This window comes from Lysinibacillus sp. FSL W8-0992, from assembly GCF_038008685.1.
Classification (GTDB): domain Bacteria; phylum Bacillota; class Bacilli; order Bacillales_A; family Planococcaceae; genus Lysinibacillus.
In genome coordinates this window covers 2,345,390-2,371,590 of sequence record NZ_JBBOZQ010000001.1, presented here as the reverse complement: position 1 = coordinate 2,371,590, position 26,201 = coordinate 2,345,390, and the positions used below count along the sequence as shown (strand labels likewise).

The following is a 26,201-nucleotide window of genomic DNA, read 5'->3' as shown; positions in this document are numbered from 1 at the left end:
TTCCGCTTTCATTAAAGCTAGGAACGAATCCGTATTTCTTTGACCATCTTTAAAAATAATCAAAACAACAACTTTCGTCAATAGGCACCTTCTAATGTATTCAACTGTTCTAGCTTCACTGGCAGCCAGCCTTCGTTATCGATCCATTCCATACTGACACGATACTTTTCACTCTTATCTTTCGTAGAAACTGTTGCAATTGCTTTATTTGCACCACCATTATTTTGTAGACGCCAAACAATCATATTATCATTTGTAATACCTGTAACAGCTGTAATCGTAGCGATTTTTTCTGCCCAATCGACAGATTGATCATCATACGATGATACATGCGCTCCTGTTTGCGTTGTAGGCGTTGCTTTCCAGTTTTTATCTGTCACAACACGGTCAACAATCGGATCGTCTGACGTCGTTTCCTCAGCCGTATTTTGTTCTGGCTGTTGTTCTTCCTCTTTAGGCTGTTCTTCGTCTTTAGACGGTTCTTCTTTCCCAGAGACGTCTTCCTCTTTCTGAGGTTCTTTCTCACCTTCATCGTTCTTTTGCTCCTGAACTGGGTCCTCTTTAACTGTTTCTTGTTTGTCATCCTGCCATTTAAACACATACGTTGCCGTTATAACAATCAGTATAATGACAATACCAATTAAAACATTCAACATTTTATCTAGCTTTTTATTGCGAGATGGCTGCAAATGACGACTGCTTCGTGTTTTTCGTTCACTCATGAAGTCTCCCCCTCTCTAGCCAATATTTTATCAAGTTCTACAGCGCTTGCAAAATAAAAACAGCTAGCTTCTCTAATAAAGAAGCTAACTGCTTGTACATCAGTGATTATTTAATTGAAATAATTTTCACTTTCATTTCGCCACCAGGTGTTTGTACAACTACTTCTTCACCTTCTGCTTTTCCAAGTAAGCCTTTTGCAATTGGTGATTCATTCGAGATTCTGAATTCCATTGGATCTGCCTCTGCTGAACCTACGATTGTATAAGATTCTTTATCAGAAGATGGTTTACCGTTAATAATTTCAACGAATGTAACCGTTTTCCCAAGTGAAACTACACTGTTGTCGGTTTCGTCTTCAGAAATAATTACTGCGTTACGAATCATTGATTTTAATGTAGAAATGCGGCCCTCTAAAAAGGCTTGTTCTTCTTTAGCTGAATCGTACTCAGCGTTTTCAGAAAGGTCACCGAAGTCGCGTGCGATTTTAATACGCTCTACGATTTCTTTACGTGTTTCTGTTTCTAATTTCACTAATTCTTCTTCTAATTTTCGTTTACCCTCTGCTGTCATTGGGTACTGTTTTTCATTTGACAAAGTACTTCACTCCTTATTTCATCAATATAAAAACATAAAACTCGACCAAATGCTTTAGAAAGTGCATTTAATCGAATTTTATTATTTTTAATCTCATTTCAAAATACGCTTTGACCTAATAGTATGCATGCGTTACAAAAATATGCTTTGAAATTCATGTAAATATTGTCAATACCACTCTATCTTATTACAATACGTTGTCAGTTTCAAGAATAGTTTTAATTTTCGTTACCATCAAATCAATTGCTACTCCATTTTCCCCACCTTCGGGAATAATAATATCAGCATAACGTTTAGTTGGTTCAATGAACATATTATGCATTGGGCGCACCGCAGATAAATACTGCTCTATAACGGAATCCGTTGTACGTCCACGCTCTTTAATGTCTCGGAGAATACGACGAATAATACGTAAATCTGAATCCGTATCTACAAACAATTTTATGTCCATTAAACTACGTAAGTCCGCATCCTCTAATACTAAAATTCCTTCTAGGATAATAACATCTACTGGCTCAACATGGATAACTTCATTGGCACGTGTATGCTGTACATAGTCATATACAGGCTTATCGATAGACTGACGCTTTAATAATTTTTTAATATGATCAATTAATAAATCATTATCAAACGCTAGAGGATGGTCATAATTCGTTCCTAAACGTTCTTCAAATGTTAAATGACTTTGATCTTTGTAGTAATAGTCTTGCTCAATTACAACAACAGAATGCTCACGGAAAACATCATAAATAGCACGTGTCACACTCGTTTTACCTGAGCATGAACCACCAGCGATTCCGATGACAACTGGACGCTTGATTGCCATTAATTATTCTCCTTTCGCATCATGTTATGCGGTTGAAGTAACGTATCACATTTAAATTTAACAATTTGTAATGGATGACGTGCCGCATCTAAGCTATTGCCGTCCTCATCCCAGATTTCTCCCATCGTAATGCTGAAGTTTTCGATTTCTGGACCGAAAAATTCAACTTCATCACCGGGTTTAAAATAGTTACGTTGTTGCATTGTAACGATTTTCGTCTCTGGATCATGATTTAAAATAAGGCCTGCAAATTCGTATGTTGTTTTACGGCCATGAACGCCAAACATTTGCTCCTCGTGTCCTGGTGCATCATGGAAAAATGCCTCAGCTGTATCACGGTTTGCACATTTATCTAATTCTTCTAGCCATTCACGTTTAATTTTAAAATTCTCTGGATCAGCACAATAAGCATCAATCACTTTACGATACACAGAAACAACTGTAGCCACATAGTGAATTGACTTCATACGACCTTCTACTTTTAATGAATCAATACCAAGCTCAATCATATGCGGAATCGCTTCAATTAACTTTAAATCTTTCGGACTCATCGCAAATGGTGCATGGTTATCATCAAAAAGTGCTTTTTCCTCACCGTCTTCTAGCTCGTATAGGTCATAGTCCCAACGACAAGATTGGCAGCAACCACCACGATTGGAGTCTCGCGCTGTCATATGATTTGATAGTACACAACGACCCGAATATGCGATACACATCGCCCCATGAACGAATGCTTCAATTTCGATGTCGACTTTTTCTTTCATTAGCTTCATCTCTTCGCCGCCAACTTCACGCGCTAACACTACTCGATGTAAGCCTTCTTCTTTCCAGTACTGCACAGCTTTCCAATTGGATAGTGACTGTTGTGTAGAAAGATGAATTTCAAGCTTCGGCGCAGCAGTTCGACATGTTTCGATAATTAGTGGGTCCGCTACAATAATGCCGGTAACTCCTGCAGATTCAATATCCTTCAAGTACTGCTCTAAACCATCCATATTTTCGTTATGAGCGAAAATATTTGTTGTTACGTAAATTTTTGCGCCGTATTGATTAGCGAAATCTACACCTTCACGCATATCATCGATAGAAAAATTATCTGCGTTTGAACGAAGACCGAATTCACGACCACCAATAAATACTGCGTCTGCACCATAATGGACAGCTACTTTTAGTTTTTCTAAGCTACCTGCAGGGGCAAGTAGTTCAGGTTTTTTTGTAATGACGCGCTTACCGTTAACAACTTCACGAATTTTGTCATTTTGTTCTAATGCCAATGCCATATTCTTGCCACCTCCTAGTACACTGTTTCTTTGAAGATAAAGCCAGTATCGAGTGGTCGAATAGCAGGCTGGATATCTTCAATTTTAGCCAGTAAATCATCCTTAATATCGTCATATGCGTCTTCAGATTCGTCAAAATATGTGTCAATTGCTTGACGATATGCTTCCGTTACTGTGACAACATATTCTGGCGAGTGTAAAACACCTTCGATTTTAAATGCATCGATGCCTGCTTCAAATAACTCGCCAAGCTCATCGATAATGCACATATCGTTTGGACTAAAAATATGCGTACCGTTGTTATCCTCATAAATTGGATATTTATTGTTACGTTCATCATCGTGTAGGAACATATTACGGTTTTCCTGACGATTTTCTATTGCCATTATTTTATCTTGATAAAGGAAATAATGACCTAGTAAAGGACGTTTTGATTGGAACATACAAGTCATACCGTGCACTTGCACTTCAACTTCTACTTCCGCGTTTTCCTTAATTTCTAGTACTTCATCTAGCGAAAGCTCACGTGCAAGAACAGCTCTTGTTGCACCACGTTTACCCCAATAATTTGCAGTAAACCAGTTTGTCGCTGTTGTTTCAGGATTCCAATGCAACGGAATTGTAACACCTTGCTCACGACGCACAATAATAACAGCAGGGTCGCCGTAAATTAAGCGATCTACACCTATACGTTGCATTTCTTTTAAGTATTCACCTAGTGCATCTAGTTTTTCGTTATGAAATAGCGCATTCACTGCAACATAAACCTTTTTGCCTGCTTCGTGAATTAGCTTCGTTGCTTCTTCAACTTCGCTCACAGAGAATTCTCCTGCAAGACGAAGACCAAATTGTTGTTCTCCAATGACAAAAGCATCTGCTCCAGCTGTTAAAAGTGCTTTTACATGGTCCACTGATTGCGGTGTGACAAGCAATTCAGGTTTTTTCATAGTCGTCACCTCTTCAAACATAATAATAAGCCATCCCCGACTGGTAAAAATGCACTTGTATATTCAGGATGGTGCATTATCCAATCAGTGAAATTTTTTAAATTTCGAATCATTGTCCGCTTGCGACGTGGCACGTCCTTTAAGTCCAAATCCGACAATCCGTGCATATACATATTATCGATATACAAGACTCCTCCTGATTTTACAAGTGGGGCATATTTCTCGAAAAACCGTTGATATTGTCCCTTCGCTGCATCAATAAAAATTGCATCGAAAGTTGTATGAATTGCCTCATCGTCTACCTCTAAGGCATCTCCCTCAATTACCGTAATACGGTTTGAAACAGATGAACGTGCAATATAATCTCTCGCTCGAGCTACACGCTCTTCATCGCGTTCAATCGTCACAATTTGCACATTTGGCAAAGCATCTGCCATACGGATTGCTGAGTAACCAATTGCCGTGCCAATTTCTAATATTTTTGACGGATTTTGAATACGAAGTAACTGATTAAGCGCATCTATCCCAGCTAGTTGCATAATCGGTACATGATTTTCTTCCGCATATGCTTCCATTTCTAAAAGCAACTCATTACGTGGTTGAATAAAGGATTGTATATATGCATCCGATAATTCCATTGTAAAATTCACCCTCATTTAAAAGGAAACGAGCACATTCCCGTTGTCCAAACTTCATCATCACTTTGCTACAAAAAGAAAAAGACCAAACGTGATGTCTTGGTACTTTGCCATACAAAAATGAGCAATTGTTTGTCTATAAGCACGAAACAATTGCCACCACGTATTAATTGATTAAAAATCACAATTTATAATAGCACGAAAATAGAAGGAAAGCTATTTTTCTTTCCTTCTATTCATTTTATTGAGTTACATTCGTTTTTATTTACTAGAAACTACTCTGCTTGACGTAAATATTTTTCTACCTTTTGCAAATGCTCATCATAAGTTTTTGAGAAGTGGTTGACACCTTCTTTATCTGCTAGGAAATAGAAATAATCTGTTTTGCTCGGATTTAACGCTGCTTCAATCGAAGTTTTTCCAGCACCTGCAATTGGACCTGGCGGCAACCCTTTATTTTTGTAAGTATTATAAGCATTTTCTACTTCTAAATCTTCATATAAAACGCGGTCTTTATGTGAGCCAAGTGCATATAAAACAGTTGGGTCAGTTTGTAGAGGCATGCCTTCCTCAATACGATTATAGAAGACACTTGCAATTGTTTCACGATCTGTTTGTGCTGTTGCTTCTTCCTCTAATAATGAGGCAAAAGTTAGTAGTTGATGTACTGACATTTGTTTTTCTACTAGAACTTCACTGTAATTTTTCACAACATTATTCATAGCACCAATCATTTCTTCAGCGATTGCTTCTAACGAAGGTTTCTCTTCAAAATATGAATATGTTGCAGGGTATAAATAACCTTCTAAATCATAGCGAATATTGTCTGCTAATACCGCATCTGTAATAAGCTCTGGATAGTTGGCCATCATTTTTTGAACAAATGCTTCGCTTGTCACTAAATCCATAAACTCTTTTTGTGTGTAAGGCGTTTTCTTTTCAACGATTTTACCTATCTGATCAAGTGTTAAACCTTCAGGAATCGTCATCGTAAAGACAGGCTCACGATATACCTTCCCTGTTTTTAAGCTCTCAATTAGCTCGTCCAATGTCATGGATTGTGTTAAATCATAATTTCCTGCTTGGAATTGGGATTCATTTTTAAATTTTGCATAGTATTTAAAAACTTTTGCATCTTTAATAATGCCCTTTTTCTCTAGTAAAGCCGAAATCGAGCTTAAACTTGAACCAATTGGTACTTCAACAGCAATTGTTTTTGTTGCATCTGGATCAACAGGTTTTAAAGCACTTTTTACGTAGTTGTAACCCATCAAACCTATAATCCCAAATACTAATACAAATGTAATGGCTATAATAGCTACTATTTTTCTCACAATTTTTACCTCAGTCTTTTTTTCCTGCATTTTTGAAAACATTTCTTGTTTTTTAGAACCGTTATCCACGGGTTTCCCCCCTATCACTATCCAATATCATACTAGAAATCAACTTTTACGACAAACAGAAATGGACAAATCAGGTGAAATTGCACACATAAAAAAATCTGCTAACACATTCTTTAGCAGATTTGATACTTTATAATTGCAAGGCTCCTTGCTTTTCTTCTACTAACAAGCCTTGTGCTAACTGAGAAATGACCACATCATCAGCTGGTGGATTAAAGCGGCTACATTGGACGTCTCGGAATAGACGTTGCAATTTATTAGATTTCGACAAACTGCGACCACCAACGATTTGCATCGCCTTTGTCACAATGTCAATGGCATGATGGCAAATAACATACTTAGCTATACTAACATCAGGCGCTAGTTGCTCCTTCAATGCCGGTTGCTGTTCTACTTGTGCAGCAATGCTATATAGTGTTCTGCGTGCTGTTTGATACAACACCTCTATTTCCCCAATCTTTTGTTGCACATGACTAGCATGGGCGATCGTATTTTCCAAACTATAGGAATACGTATTTTTCGCAAATTCGATTACATAATCTCTAGCTGCTCCTGCAATCCCTAAATATACAGCAGGAATTTCTAACGAATAAACCCGCCCATCTGCTAAAAACCGATTTACTTCATTCGGACGATGACGATATAATAATGCGTCATCCTGTACAAAGGTATCATGAAATATAATATCATGACTGCCTGTCGCACGCATGCCCATAGCATCCCATGTATTAACAACTTCTACTTGTTCATTTTTCTGAATGAGAAATTCAGCAGTTAGATTTTCATCTTCTACATATGCGATAATAGTAAATTGCTTTAAAATTGGCGCTAATGAAGCAAACGCCTTTTCACCAGAAATAATATACCCACCCGAAACCTTTTTAGCTGTCGTTCCTGGCATACTACCACGTGAAATATTGCCCTTTCCTCGTTCACTATTAATAATATTTAATAGCGATCCTTCCTCTACTGCCTTACGACTCAATTCTGCAAATACATGCTCAGGCCACGCCTTTGCCTCTCGGACATTTAAAAAGGTTAACAAATGCCAACCAACGGCTAAAGCAGTTGACCCATCTCCTTTAGCAAGCTGTTCTTGCACTAATAGCATTTCATAGAGTGAGATTTCATCCCCACCGTATTTCTTAGGTACAGTCAATCGGAAATAACCTGCATCCTCTAAAATTTTAAAATGTTCGAATGGAAACGCACCACTTTCATCATAAACAGCAGCCGTTTCTTCAATTTGTTCAGCAAGTTTGCGCGCATATTGAACAAGGTGTTGCTCTCGCTCATTTCGAATAAATATATCACTCATCACTGGATCACCTTACTTTTGACAAATCGATTTTGTGGTTTTTTCAACCCTAAATGCTCACGTAATGTTGATCCCGTATAATCTTCACGATAGATTCCACGTTCCTGCAAAATTGGTACCACTTTTTCCACAAAGCTTTCTAAATCACGCGGTAACAACGGGAATTGAAGCATAAATCCATCCGCTGCCTTCTCCGTTAACCAACGTTCCATCTCATCAGCAATTTGCACGGCTGTTCCAACAAAAGCATCACGTCTTGCTGGACCAAAAAGACGGGCATATAAATCGCCGACTTTTAAATTTTCTTTTTTAATAATATCTAAATGCTCATCAAAATGACTTTGTATACTGTTAACGACTGGAAAATCAACTTCAATCGCAGGTGTATCAAGTGCATACTTCGAAAAATCAACATTGCCCATATAACCTGAAACAAACTTCAAGCTCTCATACGGATCTACTAAGGATTGTAACTCATTATATTTACGTATTGCCTCTTCTTCAGTTTCTCCAACAATTGGAGATATGCCTTGTAAAACAAGCAATTCGTCCTCAGTGCGACCAAATGGCACTAGCTGTGCCTTTAAATCGCGATAATGCACCTTTGATTTTTCGATATCATCCCAGTGCACAAAAACAACTTCAGCTGTCCGTGCAGCTAATTTTTGCCCTGGCTTAGATGCTCCTGCCTCAACTATGACAGGCTGCCCTTGTATTGAACGCGCAATATTTAACGGACCCTTTACAGATAAATATTTACCTTTGAATGCTGTTTCATGAACTTTTTGTTGGTCATAAAAAATATTATTTTCGCGATCATAGATAAATGCGTCATCCTCCCACGAATCCCATAACGACTGGACGACGTCAATAAATTCTTCCGCACGTTCGTAGCGATGATCGTGCTCCCAATGTTTATCACGACTAAAGTTTAGAGCTGTTTCACCTGTTGCATCTGCCGTTGTTACTAAGTTCCATGCGACACGTCCATTACTTATATGATCGATGGACATTAATTGTCTTGCTAACACATACGGCTCACTATAAGTAGTCGAGGCTGTTGCACCAAGGCCTATTTTTGACGTTGCCGCTGCCAGTGCTGTAATTTGGATTAATGGGTCAAATCGATTTAAAATATGTGGGTGGGATTCGTGATTAATTGCTAAGCTATCCGCAACGAAGGCAATATCAAACTTCCCTTTTTCGGCAAGCTGTGCTGCTTTCTGTAAAGCCTTTATATCGATGCTTGCATCGACCTGCGCTAAAGGATGCTTCCATGCTGCAACATGCATTCCTGCCCCAATTAAATATAAAGCAAGCTTCAATTGTTTTTTCTCTGTCATTTTTCATCATCTCTCCTTTTAATATGAATAAAATGCTTTCCATGTTGCTAATTCATCCATTGACATCTTGACAGGAATATAGTTACCTTTGGAAACCTCAGAGACAAAATCTGCCGTTTCTTTACGCTGATATATTTCAACAATTGCTTTCAATATGGCTTTGTCCTTGTCTTCGGGCTTTGCCACAATAACATTGATAAAAGGCTTCGCTGTTTCATTTTCATGAACAATGGCGTCCTTTAAAAGTAAGCCTGCTTCGACAGCAACCCCGTTATTAATAACCGCAAAATCAGTGTCTTCCATTACACGAGGAGTCGTCGCTCCATCCACAGGCACAATCGTTAAATTTTTAGGGTTATCTTTTATTCGGTCTTCTCCACCACTGCCATCAAAATTATCCGTGACCGTTAACAGGTCGTATTCTTGCAGAAGTAACAATGCTCGCCCCCAGTTGGAAGGATCATTTGGCACAGCAATTTTAGCACCATCTTTTATATCTTCTATTCGATTGTATTTGTTCGAATAAAGACCGATAGGCGCCATAATCGTTGTACCAATCGCCTGTAAATCTGTACCGTTATTCGTATTAAACAAATTTAAGTAAGCTACGTGCTGAAAGGCATTGATATCAACTTCTCCCTCTGCCAATGCTTGATTGGGATCATATTGTGCCGAAAATGTCACAAGTTCTAATTGGATATCTTCCTTTGCAGCTTGCTCTTTAATATATTCCCACGTCTTTATTTCCGAACTACGAATGCCGACCTTCACAACATCTTTTCCTTCTGATTTTGAACATGCTACAAGTAAAAATAATAATGAAATGAGTCCTATTAGATAATGAATTTTCTTCATGGCCAGCTCTCCTTTATGCTACTCTTCGTAACTTTCTTTCTATCGTATTGCCGATACTCTGGATAATTTGAACAAGTATTACTAAAATAACGACTGTTACTAAAATGGTAACATTATCAAAACGTTGATAGCCGTAAGTAATGGCTACATCCCCAAGACCGCCTCCACCTACTGCACCTGCCATTGCCGTTGCACCAATCAGTCCAATTGTTGCTGTCGTAACACTTAAAATTAATGATGGGAAGGCTTCAGGTAGTAAAAACTTATGAATAATTTGAAATGGAGAAGCCCCCATTGCTTTGGCAGCTTCAATAATGCCTTCATCTACTTCAAGAAGAGAATTTTCAATTAATCTTGAAATATATGGTCCAATATGCAAGACTAGCGGAACGATAGCAGCTGTTGTGCCAATAGCTGTTCCAACAAGTAAACGTGTAAATGGAATGATGGCAACTAATAAAATAATGAACGGAATGGATCGAAATGTATTTACAATCGGATTTACAATCGAGAAGATGATATTACTTTCAAGAATGTGCCCTTTTCGTGTAACAACTAAAACAACACCTAATATAAATCCTAAAATAGCGCCAAAAAATAATGAAATACTAACCATGTATAGCGTATCCAGCACTGCGTCGATAATAATTTGCGTGCTCACCTTCATGTGCAACGACCTCCTCTATATGAATATTTTTGCTTTGAATATATAAAAATGCCTTCTGAATTTCAGTTGCTGTACCAACTAGCTCTACAATTAAATGTCCGAATGGTATGCCTTGAAGCTCCGTAATATTGCCGAATAAAACATTAACATCGACAGCGAATTTTTTAGCTACTTGTGATACAACGGGCTGGCCTACATCCACCCCGATAAACTTGATATTATAAATACGCTTCGTTCCATCGATTACCTTCAGTTGATCGTAAATAGATTGAGGAATTTCGTTTCGCACAACAGATTGCACAAAGTTTTTCGTCGTTTCTTTCTTTGGTGCAGAAAAAATGTGTAATACATTGTCTTCTTCAATAATTTTCCCGTTTTCCATTACTGCTACTCGATTACAAATATCACGAATGACTTCCATTTCATGTGTAATCATTAAAATCGTAATGCCATACTCGATATTGACACGCTTTAGTAACGCTAATATTGATTTTGTCGTTTGCGGATCAAGAGCAGAAGTCGCCTCATCACATAATAGAATCGTTGGCTTTGTTATTAGAGCTCTCGCAATACCTACTCGTTGCTTTTGTCCACCTGATAATTCATCAATATAACGGTGCGCCTTATCTTCTAAGCCGACAAAAGTTAAGACCTCTTGAACTTGCGCTGATATTTTCGATTTTTTAGCCCCACTTAACACTAACGGCATCGCCACATTATCGAAAACCGTTTTTGAATGAAGAAGATTGAAGTGTTGAAAAATCATGCCGATATTTTTCTTTTCCTCACGTAATTGTCTTTTGCTTAATTTTGTCAAATTTTTCCCATTCACAAGTACTTGGCCAGATGTCGGCTCCTCTAGTAAATTCACAGTCCGAATTAAAGTACTTTTTCCAGCACCACTAAACCCAATCACGCCAAAAATATCTCCTTTTTGAACAGTTAAATTAATGTGATCTAACGCCTTTACAGTCGATTGCCCAACATGGAATTCCTTCGTCGTATCAATAAATTCAATCATCCACTTACCCCCTATTCACTTAAGTTCGAGCTATTAAAATTCACTTTAAAAACTAAAATACTGGTACGACAGCTCCCTTATATTGGTCTTCAAAAAACTTACGAGCCTTTTCACTAGTCAGCCACTTCACAACTTTTTGAATAGCAGCATCTTCCTGTTTTTCTTTCGTCGTTGCGATAATATTGACATATGGAGAATCTGATCCTTCCATAATGAGTGCATCCTCAAGTGGGTTATAGCCACCTTCTAAAGCGTAGTTCGTATTGATAGCAGATGCATCTACATCATCTAAGGAGCGAACTAACAGCAATGAATCGACACCGATAAATTGAATGTTCTTTTCATTTTTTGTAATATCCTCAACTGTGTAATCATTTTTCTTTGCATCGTCTAATTCGATAAGGTGATTATTTTTAAACAATAATAGTGCACGCGAAAAATTGACAACGTCATTTGGTACAGCTACTTTTGCATTTTGTGGTAAGTCTTTAATATCGTTAATCGTTTTTGAATAAACACCAAATGGCTCTATATGAATTCCTTTGACACTTACTAAATCTAAATTACTTTCTTTGTTCGTCTGTTCTAAAAAAGGGATATGCTGAAAATAATTGAAATCAAGTTCACCATCTGCTGTTTGTTGATTAGTTTGTACTGCATCTTTTAATATTGAAATATTTAGTTTCACACCATCTTTTGCAAGATCATCTGCTAAATACTCTAAAACTTCCGCATGTGGTACACTCGCTGCTCCTACTTTTAATGTCACTGTTTCGTCTTTTTTTGCCTGCCCTGAATCTGTACAGCCTGCTAATACAATAAATAATGTGCTGATAAGCAATAACCATATTTTTTTCATATCATATCCTCCTTAATTTATTAATTTACTTGGTTTTATAAGCAATAAAAACAGAGAATTTCATTTGCAATTGAATTATTCTCATTAAAAATAAAGTATTTGAAATTTTCTATTTTTATTACAACAAATCTTATCTGTTTACTAGTGATTGGTCAATGCTTTTTTTCTTATTTTTTCCACATATCTTTGAATAGACCATTTCCCACAAAGTGTTTTCCCTTATTTACGTACTTAAATCGCTATTTATTCTCTAAAATACAAAATAGTCATCATCAGATAGAATACTTTTAAGGTTCATATAGAAATTTTCTATTAGACCAATCGTTGTATACTAATCAAGCTTTCTAAATCGAAAAATCAACTTCGATTTCCGCAGGCATATTATAAACCGAAACACTAATCACTGATAAAACTCCAATATCGCCGATAGCGCACGACGTAAGCCACAGGAGTCTTCGTTGACTAGTGAATTGTTTGCGTGCCTGGCACTTTGTAAAGACAGTAAAAAAGCATACTCGAAGTCGTACTTCGAGTATGCTTTGACTTTTAACTATCGTTCGTTCTTTTTATAGATCATTTAAAACATCTTCTACAAATTCCCATTCTTCATCCGTTTCGATAGGTAATAAATCCTCAATCGATCCATCTGCTCCAGGTACATACTGCGCAGCGAAAATATCTCGCTCCTCTATTGGCTCATCTGAGACAGCTACATAAAGCACGTAAGATTTACCAAATTGGTCTGAGGCAAATGTATGAATCACCTCGCACACTTGATCCGTACCATCTTCATTCGTTACCGTAATAAGCTGTGGCTCTTCTTGGAATTCATCTAGAAGCGTTAATACAACTTCATTAATCATTTCCCATTCTGCTTCTGTTTCCACAGGTTGTAAATTGGTCATTTCTCCGTTGTTATCATCATAATCGAATGTCATAGCTGAAATATCACCAGGAATTTCCTGCCCGTTTTCATCAATTAGGGAAAACAGTACATACGATTTTTCCTCTGCATCAAATGTAAAAACAACACGGCATGTTTGCTCTTTGCCATTGTCACCTATTATTATGAATTCTTGTGTTTCCTCGTTCATTTTTATTCCTCCTTACAAAAATTACTTATTGTCTAAGTTTCTATGTGCTCTATCATTACTACCACTTCTTCGGAACAACAAGTTGATGGCGTAAAAAAAGAACAAGGACCGCTTGTGCCATCCTTGTTCCCTACACTCTAACATGAAAACAATTATTCTTCGTCTTCGTCCTCTAAAGCGTTTAAAACGTCTTCTACCATGTCCCACTCTGCTTCTGTTTCAATCGGTGTTAATTCGCCATCTTCACCGTTTTCAGATGGTACAAATGAAGATACGAAGATTTCTACAGAGCCATCTTCATCTTCTTCAGCGCCTACCATTGAGTAAAATACGTAAGATTTGCCGAACTCAGGAGACTCGTGTACGTGAATCACTTCGCAAAGCTGCTCGTTTCCGTTTTCGTCAATCACTGTAATGTGTTGTACGTGTAATTCTTCTTCATGGTTATGCTCGTGTGCCATGTTTGCCACCTCATTAATTAGTTTTTGCTATCTAAATAGCCTTGTAAAATCATCACAGCCGCCATTTTATCAATGACTTGCTTGCGTTTTTTGCGACTTACGTCCGCTTCGATAAGCATGCGCTCGGCAGCCATCGTCGTTAAACGCTCATCCCAAAGTTTAACCGGCAGTGAAAATGTATCTTCTAATAACTTTTTATAGTTTTCAGAAGCTTCACCACGCGGTCCTACCGTATTATTCATGTTTTTCGGGAACCCTACAACAAATTCAGTAATAGTATATTCCTTCACTAGCTCAGCAATACGGTCGATGCCGAATTCGCCATTTGCTTCATCAATTTTTACGGTTTCAATACCTTGGGCCGTCCAGCCAAGTGCGTCGCTAATTGCAACACCTACTGTTTTCGACCCAACGTCCAATCCCATAATTCTCATTTCTAGCCCTCGTTATTCTTTTTGATATAAAATTTAACAAGCTCTTCTAGAATTTCGTCACGCTCTAGCTTGCGAATTAAATTACGAGCATCCTGATGGCGAGGAATATACGCCGGATCACCAGAAAGTAAGTAACCGACAATCTGATTGATAGGATTATATCCCTTTTCCTCTAATGAAGAATGTACTTTCAACATTACCTGCTTGACTTCCTGTTCCATTGATTCTTCTGGAAAATTAAATTTCATCGTTTGATCAAATGAACTCATGACCAGCACCTCGCTTTCAGAAATAAGGAGATGTGCAAAAGAAGCTCATCTCCGATTTCTCTTTATTATAACCGATTTGACGTATTAATTAAATGGATTTAACGTAATCATACACAGAAAGTAGCGCTTCATCAAGTTTTGATGCATCTTTTGCACCTGCCATCGCCATATCTGGACGACCGCCACCTTTACCGCCACATGCTTCCGCAACCATTTTCACAATATTTCCTGCATGGTAATTGCCACCAACTAAATCTTTCGTGACACCTGCACATAACATCACTTTATCGCCATCAACAGCACCTAATACAACAACAGCTTTCGTCATTTTACCTTTTAAGTCATCCATCATTTGACGCAATTGGTTGTTGTCTTTTGCTTCCACTTTAGTTGAAAGTACTGTTACATCACCAAAAGTTTGTGCTGCATCTACGATAGCGCCTGCTTGAGCATTCGCAATTTTTTGTGACAACCCTTCATTTTCACGTTGTAATTCTTTGTAGTCTGCTTGTAATGCATGGACTTTTGTCACAATATCTTTCGGATTTGCTTTTAAAAGTGCTGCTGCATCATTTAAAAGCGCCTCTTCCTCTTTGACTGCCTCATATGCCACTTTACCAGTTACAGCCTCGATACGACGAGTTCCCGCGCCAATACCACCTTCTGAAACAATTTTAAAGAAGCCTATTTCAGAAGAACGTTTTACATGGATACCACCGCAAAGTTCGATTGAATAATCACCAATCGATACGACGCGAACGATATCACCGTATTTCTCTCCGAATAATGCCATTGCTCCCATTGCTCTCGCTTCATCAATCGCTTTTTCTTCAATCACGACTTCAATATCTTCCCACACTTTTTCGTTAACGATACGTTCAATTTGTTGTAATTCTTCTTTTGTTACTTGACCGAAGTGAGAGAAGTCAAAACGCAAACGATCTGGACCAACATATGATCCTGCTTGGTTCACATGATCACCTAATATATCTTTTAATGCACGTTGCATAATGTGCGTTGCTGTATGATTTTTAATGATTAGATTACGTTCCTCACGATTAACAACCGCTTTTACCGCATCTTCAACATGCATTTCGCCTGATTCCACAAGAACCGTGTGTAACGGTTGTCCATTTGGTGCTTTTTGAACATCCTTAACGATTGCTGTAAAGCCATCATTAGCAATTACACCGCTATCCGCAATTTGTCCACCCATTTCAGCATAGAATGGTGTTTTTGCTAATACAACTAGCGCTTCTTGACCTTCTGAAGCTACTTTAGTTACTTGTCCATTAACAATCATCGCTGCAATTTCAGTTTCAACCGATAATGTATCATACCCAACAAATTCACTTGCTACTGTTAAGTTTGCTAGAACTTCATTTTGTACTTGCATTGAATCAACATCCTGGCGAGCAGCACGCGCACGCTCACGTTGCTCGTTCATTGCAACTTCAAATCCTTCGTGATCTACCTTCATGCCTACTTCTTCCGCATATTCTTCTGTTAATTCAATTGGGAAGCCGTACGTGTCATAAAGACGGAATGCATCTGCTCCTGGTATATAATCATGACCTGCTGCTTTTTGAGCTTCCACAACCTCGTTAAAGATCGTAAGACCGCCATCTAATGTTTCATGGAAACGAATTTCCTCGTTTTTAATAACACGTTGGATAAATTCGCATTTCTCCGTAACTTCTGGGTAGAAATCAACCATAATTTCGCCAACTGTAGGTACTAATTCAAACATGAATGGTTTTTCAATACCAATTTGCTTAGCGTAACGCACTGCACGACGTAGTAAACGACGTAATACGTACCCACGGCCTTCATTTGAAGGAAGTGCACCGTCACCGATAGCAAATGCTACAGTACGGATATGGTCTGCAATCACCTTGAAAGGCGTATTAATGTCTTCTTCTGAGCCGAAGATTTCGCTTAACGCAACTTCACCTGGACGTTTGTATTTTCGATTTGCAAACTGTTCAATTTTTTCAATGATTGGCATGAATAAATCCGTATCAAAGTTCGTCGGTACATTTTGCACAACCGAAACAATACGTTCTAGACCCATCCCTGTATCAATATTTTGCTTTGGTAATGGTGTATAAGTACCGTCTGGATTGTGGTTAAATTGAGAGAACACTAAGTTCCAAACTTCTAAATAACGCTCGTTTTCACCACCAGGATACATTTCTGGATCGTTTTGATCTGAACCATATTCTTCTCCTCGGTCGTAGAAAATTTCTGAGTTTGGACCAGATGGACCTTCACCGATATCCCAGAAGTTTCCTTCTAAACGAATTAAGCGATCTTCAGGAATGCCAATTTCGTTATGCCAAACATCATATGCTTCTTGGTCTTCTGGATGTATTGTAATCGATAAAAGTTCAGGGTCAAAGCCCATCCACTTTTTGTCCGTTAAAAATTCCCATGCATAATGAATTGCCTCTTTTTTGAAGTAATCACCAATAGAAAAGTTCCCTAGCATTTCAAAGAATGTATGGTGACGTGCAGTCTTCCCTACATTTTCAATATCGTTCGTACGAATTGATTTTTGTGCATTTGTAATACGTGGATTGTCAGGAATAATACGACCGTCAAAATAAGGTTTTAATGTTGCAACACCTGAATTAATCCAAAGTAATGAAGGGTCATTAATTGGCACAAGTGGTGCTGATGGTTCATGATGATGTCCTTTTTCTTTAAAGAATTCTAAATACAAACGGCGAATTTCTGCTGCTTTCATATGAAAAGTTCCTCCTCAAATTGTGTAAAATTACGATATGAATCCGCTTGTACGCATAAAAAAGCCCTCATCCCAAAAAGGGACGAGGACTTTGTGTATTGTCTCGCGGTACCACCCTAGTTGTAAGCATAATATACATACTTACCTCTTTAGCACTTGTAACGTAAGTGAACGGCAGGGATTAGCTGCACTCTGGAGTAGCTTTCGGCACTTGTTAACGTGAGGATTTTTTCAGCCTAGAAATCCCTTTCTTCACACGCACAAATACGTACTTTTTCCATCATCGTTTTTTCTATTTTCTAACGCACATTATAAAAAAATTATGTTCTTCTGTCAATCATTGCATTTCTATTCTATACAAAATTATCGAATTCTTCAAACATAAGTCGTTTCTTGAAAGTTATTTTTTTAAGAAATTTTCTACTCTTTGCATAAATGGCTCACGATTATAAGTTTGGTAGAGCAAGCTCGATAAGCGAACAGGATCTCCAAAGAAATATCGCTCATAAAGTGTTTGCCTTGTGCCAAAAGTACTCATCGTTAAATCCCACGCTAGGCGGAATTTTTTCACACGGTCCTCTCCACCATCTCTAAATGACTGTAAATAATGCTCTAAGTCCCCATTATCTGCGGCAAATGCTTTTTCACTAGGAATAGACATTAATCCACTTGCACCAAGTAATTGGATTATTTCCGTAAAGGTTGGATAGACTTTTGGGAAAACTTGAATGGCAACTTGCAATGTTGGTAAATCTGGTCTTATAAAGCCAAAAACATCCCTTTTTGCTTCTATTTCAGACTTAAGTAATAAAGCCTTCATTGTTTCTAGCGTTACAATAATTTCAACTACTTTTTGTTGCACATGCTGATAACTACCGATATTAATCGTATCAACAATGGATTGTACTACGCCTAAAACAAATTCAGTTTTAGCAATTTGGCGAGACAATACTTGATGTAAAGAATATGCTTGGAAGCCACTCACATTCATGAAACTATTCGCAACTTCTGTATTTTCATAATAAAATACGCGATCCCACGGTACTACGACATCGTCAAATACAACAATCGCATCCATTTCCTCAAATCGAGCGCTTAGTGGATAATCGAACGTGGATTCACCGCCAACAAAAGACTGTCTACATAAAAATTTCAATCCTTTAGTATTACTAGGTATGGAGAAACCAAATCCTTTTTCCTTATCAATACCATTCGTTGATAAAACAAGGAGCTCATCAGTAATGCCACCCTGTGTTGCAAGCAATCTTGCCCCTTTAATGACCAAACCTTCGCTCGTTTTCCCTACAATTTTAGCCGCAATGATGACCTCATCATCTTCATAATGATAACTATGACGGTTTACTTGAGGCTCAATAAACGTATGTGTCATCGTTAAATCATTTTCACGTGCATATTCATAATAATTCAGCAGATGATCCGGAAAACAATTCGGCTTATCTTTTAAGTATTCGGCTGCTGAAGCCAATGCCATTAAAGTAGTGTTCATATAATCAGGACTTCTTCCCATAAATCCATGATTAGATAAAGCCCACTCTCGAGCAGCTTGACGTCTTTTCACCAAATCTTCGTCCTTTGTCACTTGTAGATAAGACATCCCGACCCGCTGGTTACTCGTAGGTGACACATAAGTCATACTATCATGTAAATTTTCATCATGCTGCAAATCAAAAAGTTTAGCCTGACTTTGTATAACACCTTTAAATGCCGGATGTTCGGAAACATTTCCCATCACGACTTCCCCATCTATCGATATATATGTTTGCAATGCGTCAATGCGTTTAATATATTGCTGGCCTGTAATTGCTGGCATACATTCACCCCTAATATGGACCTATGTTTTAATTCTCATGTATTATATGACCTATTAGGCTGAATCGTTCCTCGCATCTTATCTGTATGATAAACGCCGAACTGTGCTATTTTTGTTTGCACATAAAAAAATAAATTGAGTAAGCCCCTACAAAATAAACCCGCATCTTCCATGAAGATGCGGGTTTGTTTTGTATAGTCGAAGAAGGCAATTAGAAGCCCTCCTCTGTTATTGTGCATATGGTGAGACCATTTTTTTAAACTGCGAGAAGGATGTTTGTTGATCGCTGTATAAACGTTTAATTTGGTAAACATCATCATACGGATTGTTGTAACCAGGCTTTGTTGAAAAGGCCATTGCAAAACCTGCTTCTTTTACAGCATAAATGGTATTGGTATTATATTGACCAAATGGATAAGCAAATGCTTTTGCCCCCGGAATTATTGTTAAACTACGCTTTAAATCTTGTACAACTTCATGATATGGTATCAGCAGCATTTTTCCTTTATTCCCAATCATATCATGTAAATTGTAAGTATGAGACTCATACGTAAAGACATCTTGCATAAGCTCCATATCTTGTCTTGAAAGTGCTTGTAAATCATTATAATTAAATAGTTGCTCTGCGGGAGAATATTCATTTCGATACGTAATTAAAAATTGCGTTGCTTGAAAACCATGTTTTTTTAATATCGGATAAGCATATTCTCTTGTTGATAATAAGCCATCATCAAATGTTAAGACGATAGAATACGCAGGCAATGTAATTTCGTTACGCATAAAACGTAATAAATCATCAGCACTAACAGTTTCAAATTTTTTATCTTTCAAATACTTCATTTCATTAGCGAATTGAGTATCTGTCATTGTAGTACTTACATTTTTAAAGCGCCCAAGCTCATGCACCTTCAATAAATGATGGTACATCATAACAGGAACACCACGATCTAAAGCTACCTTAGAACTGTGAATATAGCCTTCACGTCCACCAATTGTCGTTACATACCAATTGGCTTCTTTTCGTAATATAGGATAACGTCGATTAGTATCAAGCTTTGCAAATGGCATTAATTTGTTAGCTGTTCGATCATAAATTTCACTATTCCCTGATATTGGAATGAAATATTGGTTTATTACTGCATTATCCTTACCAATATTTTTATAAGTTGGCGTATTCACAAACTTCACTTTCGTTTTTTCAGCATAGACAAACGTCTTGCCCCAACGAACTTGAACATACGTTTCATCTCCTACACCTGCCACTTCCAATTGCTGACCTTTTAAAAGCGTCGCTATAGACATTGGTTGTTCTCTACGAAGGTCATAAAGCACAATGTTTTCTAATGCTTCAATATAGCCATTTTGCTTACTTGGCAGTGTCGGTGTTGGGTTTGGAGTTGGCTTTGGGTTTGGAGTTGGCTTTTCATTCGGCTTTGTTGATGTATCTGTCTCTTGTCCTTTTTCTTCTTTAACAAAATTACTATGTACATAACCAAGTCGTCCGTTCACAGCAATTCCATACCAACTGCCCATTTTACTATAAATGGGGAAACGAACACCTTCCGACAATGTTGCAAATTGCACCAACTTATTGCTTGTATTATCATATATAGGCGTTACCTTCGTTGCTACAATATAATCTTTTATTTTCGCAACTGAAGGAACAGTATTTTTATATGTTGTGGATGGAACAACGGTTGTATATCGTTTATCGATATAACCGTAACTACCGCCCCAACGAATTTGCCACCAATTTGCCCCATAATCTTTTGTCACTTCAAAAGTTTGTCCTCCAGATAATGTTCCTACTTGTTCAAGTGAGCCTGAACGATTATCAAAGACAGTTGCTTCCTCATTCACTTGAATAACGACATTACTGGCATGTACCTTCTGTACGAACGGTAATAACAGCATGAATAGAAGCAATAACACGATGCGTTTCACTTTCTTCACCTCATAAAACTTATTTTCAATTTTTATTCATCCATAAAATCATATGGAGAAATGCCATCCATTCCAATCATTGGATGTATATATGGAACCGTATCTACTGTTAGCTGTAGAACAGTCACAGGCTCCTCTTGTCGGTCTTCTTCTGCAATTGTCTCCACTGATGTCTCCTTCACTTCAATAACCTCATTGGATGATGCATCCATTGGGTTAAGTCGTGCTCGCAGAGACGTGAACCGTTGTAAATCGTCTGTACGCTGTAAGCCATTAGCTAGCACATCTGGCTCACCACATAAAATTAAGAAATTTTTCGCTCGCGTAATTCCAGTGTATAACAAATTACGACGTAGCATTTTAGAATAGCCACGAACAACTGGCATAATTACCGTTTGAAACTCTGAGCCTTGCGATTTATGGATAGAACAACAATACGCAAGGGTTAACTGATTAAGATCGCTCCGTTGGTAAGTTACTTCAATACCATCAAATGACACGACAAGCAAATCTTGCTTTTCAATCGTTTCCTTTGCTTTAATAATACTAATGACTTCCCCCATATCTCCGTTAAAGACATTGCTTTCTGGCTGGTTTACAAGCTGTAGCACCTTGTCCTTAATTCGATACGTTACATCACCAAAGATAAGCTCTTTTCTTAAACCTGTATCATTCGGATTGACAAGGTCTTGAATCATTTTATTTAAATTATCGATTCCAGCAGGCCCTTTATACATCGGTGCTAAAACTTGTATATTACGAATTTCCTGACCTTTCGATACAGCACTTTTTACAACTTGCGTTACGACGTTTGCCACTTGATCTGGTGATGCTTTAATAAATGAACGATCAGACGTTTTCATCGCCAAATCATTAGGAATTGTCCCACGCTTAATTTGATGGGCAAGTTCAATAATCGTTGAACCTTCCGCCTGACGATAAACATCAGTCAGTTCAACTGTCGGAATTTGTTGCGAGGCAAGTAAATCTTTGAGTACTTGTCCTGGACCGACTGGTGGTAACTGATCCTGGTCACCTACAAAGACAACTTGAACATCCTCATGTAATGATTTTAATAATTGATGGGCAAGCCATGTATCAACCATTGACATTTCATCGACAATTATAAGTTTTCCAGTAACCTCTCGCTCGGTTTCTTCTTCCTTCTCCTGGCCAGTAAAACCTAACAAACGGTGAATTGTCATAGCAGGTAGCTCTGTGGACTCTGATAATCGTTTAGCAGCACGTCCTGTTGGTGCACATAAAATGATAGGAAACGGCTCTTCTTTTTGCGCATATTCCTTAGGATTTAATGAAAGACCGTGAAGCTTTGCATATACTTCTACAATACCTCTGACAACAGTCGTTTTTCCTGTACCAGGACCACCCGTCAAAATCATCACAGCTGAATTAAGGGCCTGTTCAATCGCAAATGCTTGTGTTTCTGCATAGGTGACGTTTAAAAAAGCTTCCGTATCCCCGATAGCCTTGCGAATTTCATCTTTACTAAAATGCTTAGCCTGACTATTTCGTTCGGTTAACGCAATAATTTTTGAAGCAATTCCAATCTCAGAAAAATATAGTGATGGCAAATAAAGCCTTGTTTCTTCACCATATATTTTATTTTCCTCACGCATATCGATACAAGCCTTAGAGATTGCTTCATACGGAATTTCTTGGCGTTGACTTTGCTCGAGCATATCTTTCACTTGTGGTAAAACGTGCTCCGCATCTAAAAATACATGGCCGTCTGATAATGCAGCTGTATTTAGAGTATGTAAAATTGCAGCCTTAATACGGTCAGGATGATTACCAGTAATGCCTAATTTTGCACCAAGCTCATCTGCCCGAAAAAAACCGACACCATCCACATCTTCAATAAGGCGATAAGGATTTTCAGTTAAAAAGTCAATCGTTTCTGTACGATACGTTTGATAAATTTTCATTCCGAGCTGCGGGCCAAATCCCCATTCATTCAATTGAATCATGACACGCTCTAATCCAAGATTTTGCTCAATTGTGCGATGAATGACTTCCTTTTTTTCAGCCGATAATCGAGGTACAACATCGAGCACATTTGGATCTTCTAATATAAGACGGATCGTATTGGCACCAAGCTTTTCAACAATTGTTTCAGCAGTTTTCTTTCCTATACCAACAAATAAGTCACTTGATAAGTAATGTACAATTCCTTGCTCAGTTGCGGGCACTTCCTTTGTAAACGTCTCAACTTGAAATTGTACACCATATTTTGGATGTTGTCTCATATTACCTGTAAAACGATATTGTTCGTCCATTTGCAATTGCGGGAAATAACCAACTACAATAATTTCCTTATCGTCATATTGCAAATTAGTTTCTTGAATTTTCACACGTACAATAGAATACATATTTTGAGTATTATGGAAAATGGATACAATAGGACGTCCGAGAATAAATAGCTTATTCAACTCAAATAAATCTAGATTTTCTGTCATTATCGATTCGTCCCCTTCTCGTATATTTCAATTTTATTATTTTACCACAGCACGTTAAAAAATATCGTTTTAACTAGAAAAACCTAAAAATTTTTAACATTATTTTGACAAATGACGAATTACCGCTAATTTAACTCTAACCATGCTATGATAGATACAATGAACTTGTTGTTTGGAAGGATTGTGAAGCTATTGGAATTTAGACCTTGCATCGATTTACATGATGGCAAAGTGAAACAAATTGTTGGAAGTACACTTGGACATACAGATCAAGAAGTTATCGAAAATTTCATTTCAGATTATGACTCTAGCTATTATGCTAACATGTTTGCAGAGGATCAATTAGTAGGTGGTCATGTCATCATGCTTGGCAGTGGAAATGAGCATGCCGCAATGTCAGCATTAGCAGCATATCCAGGAGGCCTACAAGTCGGCGGCGGCATTACTTCAGAAAACGCAAAAAAGTACATAGATGCAGGTGCCTCGCATGTTATCGTAACATCCTATATCTTTCATGATGGAAAACTCGATATTAATCGCTTAGAGCAACTAGTTCATGCCATCGGGAAAAAACATCTAGTAATTGACCTAAGCTGCAGAATGCGCGATAACAAATGGTTTGTAGTAACTGATAAATGGACCAAGTTTAGTGATTTTGAAGTGAATGCAAAGACCATTGCCTATATTGAGAAATTTTGTGATGAATTACTGATTCACGCCGTCGATGTGGAAGGAAAAAAAGGTGGTATGCAGGAAAGCTTAGTACGGGATTTAGCTGCTTGGACATCCATTCCAACAACCTATGCTGGCGGAGTTCGTTCTTTAGAAGACTTAGAAAAATTCAAAGCAATTTCAAACGGTAAGCTTCATATCACAATTGGTAGCTCACTTTCTATTTTTGGTGGAGATTTACCTTATGTTGAAGTTGTGAATTATTGTAAAAAAGGCGGGATACTGTGAAACTAATATATAATGATTTTGTTTTTCCATTTGAAGAGACAAATTTAGAACGCATTATTGATAGAAAATATTTCAAGGTGAATACGTTAGATGATTCTTTATCATTACAGATTCAACTTGATAACGAACAAATGTTACTTGAGTTTTCTAAATCGTTAAAAGCAACTTGTGGCTTCCTTCGTGATCAAGAAACCGAACCATATATCGGTACTTATATTGACTTACAACTATTCGTTGACGAATTCAATAAGCGTTACAATTTAGATGCTAAAATTATCGTTTAAAATAATAAAAACGCAGATAAAATACTTCGAGGGTCATACCTTTCGAAGTATTTTTCTTTTTTAGAAGCGGATAATGTCCTTCAAAAACAAAGACACAACAATTAATTAAAGCCTTGCCTGTGGAATGGGAGCGCTTGGAACGAGAATCAACAGTGTCATACCGTGTGTTGCATGCATTTTTTGTAGAGCACAAATTTCTATTTTCCCCTTCTTTTTGTTAAGCTTGAAAGAAGGAATACTAATTTTGTTGCCCTATCATCTAATAAGGAGCTCACCTTGCATCCTATCATGGATAGAACGATTTTTTTCAGAAGAAAGGATTTATTTTATTATGAAAAACGAACTCGAAGCCACAACTTTAAAAACTTTCCAAACAGAGCTAACCCGCTTTTTCCTAGCATATAAATTTGCATTAAATGAAGTTGAAACGAAAATCAATATTTTACAAGAAGAATTTAAGCTTATTCATGAATATAATCCAATTGAACATGTCTCAACCCGAGTGAAATCACCGAAAAGTATATTATTGAAGATGTCAAAAAAAGAGCTAACACCCGCCATTGATAGTATTCGCGAACATATTCGTGATATAGCAGGCGTCCGTATTACGTGCTCTTTCGTAGAAGATATTTACAAAGTAAGTGCGATGCTTCAAGCACAAAATGATATTGAAGTTGTTGACGTAAAAGATTATATTGCTTATCCAAAAGACAATGGCTACCAAAGCCTACACCTTATTATTAAAATTCCAATCTTTATGTCCGATCGAATGGAAAAAGTATATACGGAAATTCAAATTCGTACGATTGCAATGGATTTTTGGGCAAGTCTCGAACATAAAATTTATTATAAATATAATAAAGAAGTACCTGAACATATTCGTAATGAACTTAAAGATGCGGCATTACAAGCAGCAGAATTAGATCGTAAAATGGAGCGGCTCAATAAAGAAATCAATATTTTAAAGGAAAATGAAGCAGAATCTTCACTTTTAGAATCAACTCCGATTGCACATTTAGCGCAATACTTATCGCAACTCACATTTGACAGTAAAGATAGTAAATAATTGACCGGAAGATCAAGCAGGGACAACTTATAGGTGCGAGAGCATTAGTTGTTGGTAGCGAAGGCGTCGACTCCTGCAAGAACGCACGCAGCGTAAGACGTAGGCATTCCGCGCGTTAGCGAGTGTTGGGGCATACGGTGCGCCCGCGGACAACAACG

General features: G+C 37.6%; 24 protein-coding genes and 1 other annotated feature. Of the genes, 3 read left to right on the top strand and 21 right to left on the bottom strand.

The genetic code is table 11. The features are described from left to right. Positions 1-77: 77 nt before the first annotated feature. The 21 genes from NSQ74_RS11815 to recD2 all read right to left on the bottom strand — a co-directional run bounded on the left by NSQ74_RS11815 (position 78) and on the right by recD2 (position 23,733). A complete protein-coding gene (locus NSQ74_RS11815) occupies positions 78-722 on the bottom strand; it encodes a YrrS family protein (protein ID WP_340823526.1) in 645 nt (214 codons plus the stop codon). A 106-nt stretch (positions 723-828) separates the two neighbouring features. Next, positions 829-1,317 carry a transcription elongation factor GreA gene (greA, locus tag NSQ74_RS11810; protein WP_340823525.1) on the bottom strand — a complete coding sequence of 163 codons (489 nt, stop codon included), beginning with the start codon at positions 1,315-1,317 and terminating at the stop codon, positions 829-831. A 187-nt stretch (positions 1,318-1,504) separates the two neighbouring features. After that, positions 1,505-2,143 (bottom strand): uridine kinase, encoded by a 639-nt coding sequence (gene udk, locus NSQ74_RS11805; RefSeq protein WP_340823524.1) that lies wholly within the window; start codon positions 2,141-2,143, stop codon positions 1,505-1,507. Next, positions 2,143-3,423, bottom strand: a complete 1,281-nt coding sequence (locus tag NSQ74_RS11800; RefSeq protein ID WP_340823522.1) for a peptidase U32 family protein — start codon at positions 3,421-3,423, stop codon at positions 2,143-2,145. The genes udk and NSQ74_RS11800 overlap by 1 nt, the downstream gene beginning before the upstream one ends. A gap of 14 nt (positions 3,424-3,437) precedes the next feature. Beyond that, on the bottom strand, positions 3,438-4,370 hold the full coding sequence (locus NSQ74_RS11795; RefSeq protein ID WP_340823520.1) for a peptidase U32 family protein: 933 nt from the start codon (positions 4,368-4,370) through the stop codon (positions 3,438-3,440). 5 nt (positions 4,371-4,375) lie between these two features. After that, on the bottom strand, positions 4,376-5,008 hold the full coding sequence (locus NSQ74_RS11790; protein ID WP_340823519.1) for an O-methyltransferase: 633 nt from the start codon (positions 5,006-5,008) through the stop codon (positions 4,376-4,378). Positions 5,009-5,283: 275 nt separating this feature from the next. Beyond that, complete coding sequence (gene mltG, locus NSQ74_RS11785) at positions 5,284-6,411, bottom strand: endolytic transglycosylase MltG (RefSeq protein WP_340823518.1); 1,128 nt, start codon at positions 6,409-6,411, stop codon at positions 5,284-5,286. A 130-nt stretch (positions 6,412-6,541) separates the two neighbouring features. After that, entirely contained in the window at positions 6,542-7,729 is a 1,188-nt protein-coding gene (locus NSQ74_RS11780) for an acyl-CoA dehydrogenase family protein (RefSeq protein WP_340823516.1), read from the bottom strand. Beyond that, a complete protein-coding gene (locus NSQ74_RS11775; protein ID WP_340823514.1) occupies positions 7,729-9,072 on the bottom strand; it encodes an LLM class flavin-dependent oxidoreductase in 1,344 nt (447 codons plus the stop codon). Before NSQ74_RS11775 ends, NSQ74_RS11780 begins: the two co-directional genes overlap by 1 nt. Before the next feature lie 18 nt (positions 9,073-9,090). After that, positions 9,091-9,927, bottom strand: a complete 837-nt coding sequence (locus NSQ74_RS11770; RefSeq protein ID WP_340823512.1) for a MetQ/NlpA family ABC transporter substrate-binding protein — start codon at positions 9,925-9,927, stop codon at positions 9,091-9,093. Between the two features lie 13 nt (positions 9,928-9,940). Next, positions 9,941-10,594 (bottom strand): methionine ABC transporter permease, encoded by a 654-nt coding sequence (locus tag NSQ74_RS11765; RefSeq protein WP_340823510.1) that lies wholly within the window; start codon positions 10,592-10,594, stop codon positions 9,941-9,943. Beyond that, positions 10,536-11,615 carry a methionine ABC transporter ATP-binding protein gene (locus NSQ74_RS11760; protein WP_340823508.1) on the bottom strand — a complete coding sequence of 360 codons (1,080 nt, stop codon included), beginning with the start codon at positions 11,613-11,615 and terminating at the stop codon, positions 10,536-10,538. The genes NSQ74_RS11765 and NSQ74_RS11760 overlap by 59 nt, the downstream gene beginning before the upstream one ends. A gap of 52 nt (positions 11,616-11,667) precedes the next feature. After that, entirely contained in the window at positions 11,668-12,474 is an 807-nt protein-coding gene (locus tag NSQ74_RS11755; RefSeq protein WP_340823507.1) for a MetQ/NlpA family ABC transporter substrate-binding protein, read from the bottom strand. Positions 12,475-13,040: 566 nt separating this feature from the next. Further along, a complete protein-coding gene (locus NSQ74_RS11750; protein WP_340823506.1) occupies positions 13,041-13,568 on the bottom strand; it encodes a DUF1292 domain-containing protein in 528 nt (175 codons plus the stop codon). Between the two features lie 152 nt (positions 13,569-13,720). Beyond that, positions 13,721-14,029 (bottom strand): DUF1292 domain-containing protein, encoded by a 309-nt coding sequence (locus NSQ74_RS11745; protein ID WP_024363115.1) that lies wholly within the window; start codon positions 14,027-14,029, stop codon positions 13,721-13,723. A gap of 17 nt (positions 14,030-14,046) precedes the next feature. Then, on the bottom strand, positions 14,047-14,463 hold the full coding sequence (gene ruvX, locus NSQ74_RS11740) for a Holliday junction resolvase RuvX (protein ID WP_340823504.1): 417 nt from the start codon (positions 14,461-14,463) through the stop codon (positions 14,047-14,049). Between the two features lie 2 nt (positions 14,464-14,465). Then, positions 14,466-14,732: an IreB family regulatory phosphoprotein gene (locus NSQ74_RS11735; RefSeq protein ID WP_024363117.1), complete on the bottom strand. Its 267-nt coding sequence runs from the start codon at positions 14,730-14,732 to the stop codon at positions 14,466-14,468. Between the two features lie 88 nt (positions 14,733-14,820). After that, positions 14,821-17,481 (bottom strand): alanine--tRNA ligase, encoded by a 2,661-nt coding sequence (alaS, locus tag NSQ74_RS11730; RefSeq protein WP_340823502.1) that lies wholly within the window; start codon positions 17,479-17,481, stop codon positions 14,821-14,823. 75 nt (positions 17,482-17,556) lie between these two features. After that, positions 17,557-17,774: a binding site (T-box leader), on the bottom strand. A 107-nt stretch (positions 17,775-17,881) separates the two neighbouring features. Next, entirely contained in the window at positions 17,882-19,312 is a 1,431-nt protein-coding gene (hpaB, locus tag NSQ74_RS11725; protein ID WP_340823501.1) for a 4-hydroxyphenylacetate 3-monooxygenase, oxygenase component, read from the bottom strand. Between the two features lie 228 nt (positions 19,313-19,540). Further along, on the bottom strand, positions 19,541-21,256 hold the full coding sequence (locus NSQ74_RS11720) for a polysaccharide deacetylase family protein (RefSeq protein WP_340823500.1): 1,716 nt from the start codon (positions 21,254-21,256) through the stop codon (positions 19,541-19,543). Between the two features lie 32 nt (positions 21,257-21,288). Further along, positions 21,289-23,733 carry an SF1B family DNA helicase RecD2 gene (recD2, locus tag NSQ74_RS11715; protein ID WP_340823499.1) on the bottom strand — a complete coding sequence of 815 codons (2,445 nt, stop codon included), beginning with the start codon at positions 23,731-23,733 and terminating at the stop codon, positions 21,289-21,291. Between the two features lie 192 nt (positions 23,734-23,925). Here recD2 and hisA point away from each other — a divergent pair, with 192 nt between their 5' ends. From hisA to NSQ74_RS11700, 3 genes are all read left to right on the top strand, one after another. Continuing rightward, positions 23,926-24,693, top strand: a complete 768-nt coding sequence (gene hisA / locus NSQ74_RS11710) for a phosphoribosylformimino-5-aminoimidazole carboxamide ribotide isomerase (protein ID WP_340823498.1) — start codon at positions 23,926-23,928, stop codon at positions 24,691-24,693. Further along, on the top strand, positions 24,690-24,977 hold the full coding sequence (locus NSQ74_RS11705) for a hypothetical protein (RefSeq protein WP_340823497.1): 288 nt from the start codon (positions 24,690-24,692) through the stop codon (positions 24,975-24,977). Before hisA ends, NSQ74_RS11705 begins: the two co-directional genes overlap by 4 nt. 331 nt (positions 24,978-25,308) lie before the next feature. Beyond that, positions 25,309-26,043, top strand: coding sequence for a GTP pyrophosphokinase (locus tag NSQ74_RS11700; protein WP_340823496.1), 735 nt, complete (start codon positions 25,309-25,311; stop codon positions 26,041-26,043). Positions 26,044-26,201 lie beyond the last annotated feature (158 nt).

Bases quoted from the DNA above. Each gene is read 5' to 3' on its own strand.
- NSQ74_RS11790 (WP_340823519.1), bottom strand. From the start codon at position 5,008: ATGGAATTATCGGATGCATATATACAATCCTTTATTCAACCACGTAAT.
- alaS (WP_340823502.1), bottom strand. From the start codon at position 17,481: ATGAAAGCAGCAGAAATTCGCCGTTTGTATTTAGAATTCTTTAAAGAA.
- NSQ74_RS11760 (WP_340823508.1), bottom strand. From the start codon at position 11,615: ATGATTGAATTTATTGATACGACGAAGGAATTCCATGTTGGGCAATCG.
- NSQ74_RS11765 (WP_340823510.1), bottom strand. From the start codon at position 10,594: ATGAAGGTGAGCACGCAAATTATTATCGACGCAGTGCTGGATACGCTA.
- NSQ74_RS11770 (WP_340823512.1), bottom strand. From the start codon at position 9,927: ATGAAGAAAATTCATTATCTAATAGGACTCATTTCATTATTATTTTTA.
- NSQ74_RS11735 (WP_024363117.1), bottom strand. From the start codon at position 14,732: ATGAGTTCATTTGATCAAACGATGAAATTTAATTTTCCAGAAGAATCA.
- NSQ74_RS11700 (WP_340823496.1), top strand. From the start codon at position 25,309: ATGAAAAACGAACTCGAAGCCACAACTTTAAAAACTTTCCAAACAGAG.
- NSQ74_RS11775 (WP_340823514.1), bottom strand. From the start codon at position 9,072: ATGACAGAGAAAAAACAATTGAAGCTTGCTTTATATTTAATTGGGGCA.
- recD2 (WP_340823499.1), bottom strand. From the start codon at position 23,733: ATGACAGAAAATCTAGATTTATTTGAGTTGAATAAGCTATTTATTCTC.
- NSQ74_RS11800 (WP_340823522.1), bottom strand. From the start codon at position 3,423: ATGGCATTGGCATTAGAACAAAATGACAAAATTCGTGAAGTTGTTAAC.
- NSQ74_RS11755 (WP_340823507.1), bottom strand. From the start codon at position 12,474: ATGAAAAAAATATGGTTATTGCTTATCAGCACATTATTTATTGTATTA.
- udk (WP_340823524.1), bottom strand. From the start codon at position 2,143: ATGGCAATCAAGCGTCCAGTTGTCATCGGAATCGCTGGTGGTTCATGC.
- ruvX (WP_340823504.1), bottom strand. From the start codon at position 14,463: ATGAGAATTATGGGATTGGACGTTGGGTCGAAAACAGTAGGTGTTGCA.
- NSQ74_RS11745 (WP_024363115.1), bottom strand. From the start codon at position 14,029: ATGGCACACGAGCATAACCATGAAGAAGAATTACACGTACAACACATT.
- NSQ74_RS11795 (WP_340823520.1), bottom strand. From the start codon at position 4,370: ATGAAAAAACCTGAATTGCTTGTCACACCGCAATCAGTGGACCATGTA.
- NSQ74_RS11750 (WP_340823506.1), bottom strand. From the start codon at position 13,568: ATGAACGAGGAAACACAAGAATTCATAATAATAGGTGACAATGGCAAA.
- hpaB (WP_340823501.1), bottom strand. From the start codon at position 19,312: ATGCCAGCAATTACAGGCCAGCAATATATTAAACGCATTGACGCATTG.
- NSQ74_RS11780 (WP_340823516.1), bottom strand. From the start codon at position 7,729: ATGAGTGATATATTTATTCGAAATGAGCGAGAGCAACACCTTGTTCAA.
- NSQ74_RS11815 (WP_340823526.1), bottom strand. From the start codon at position 722: ATGAGTGAACGAAAAACACGAAGCAGTCGTCATTTGCAGCCATCTCGC.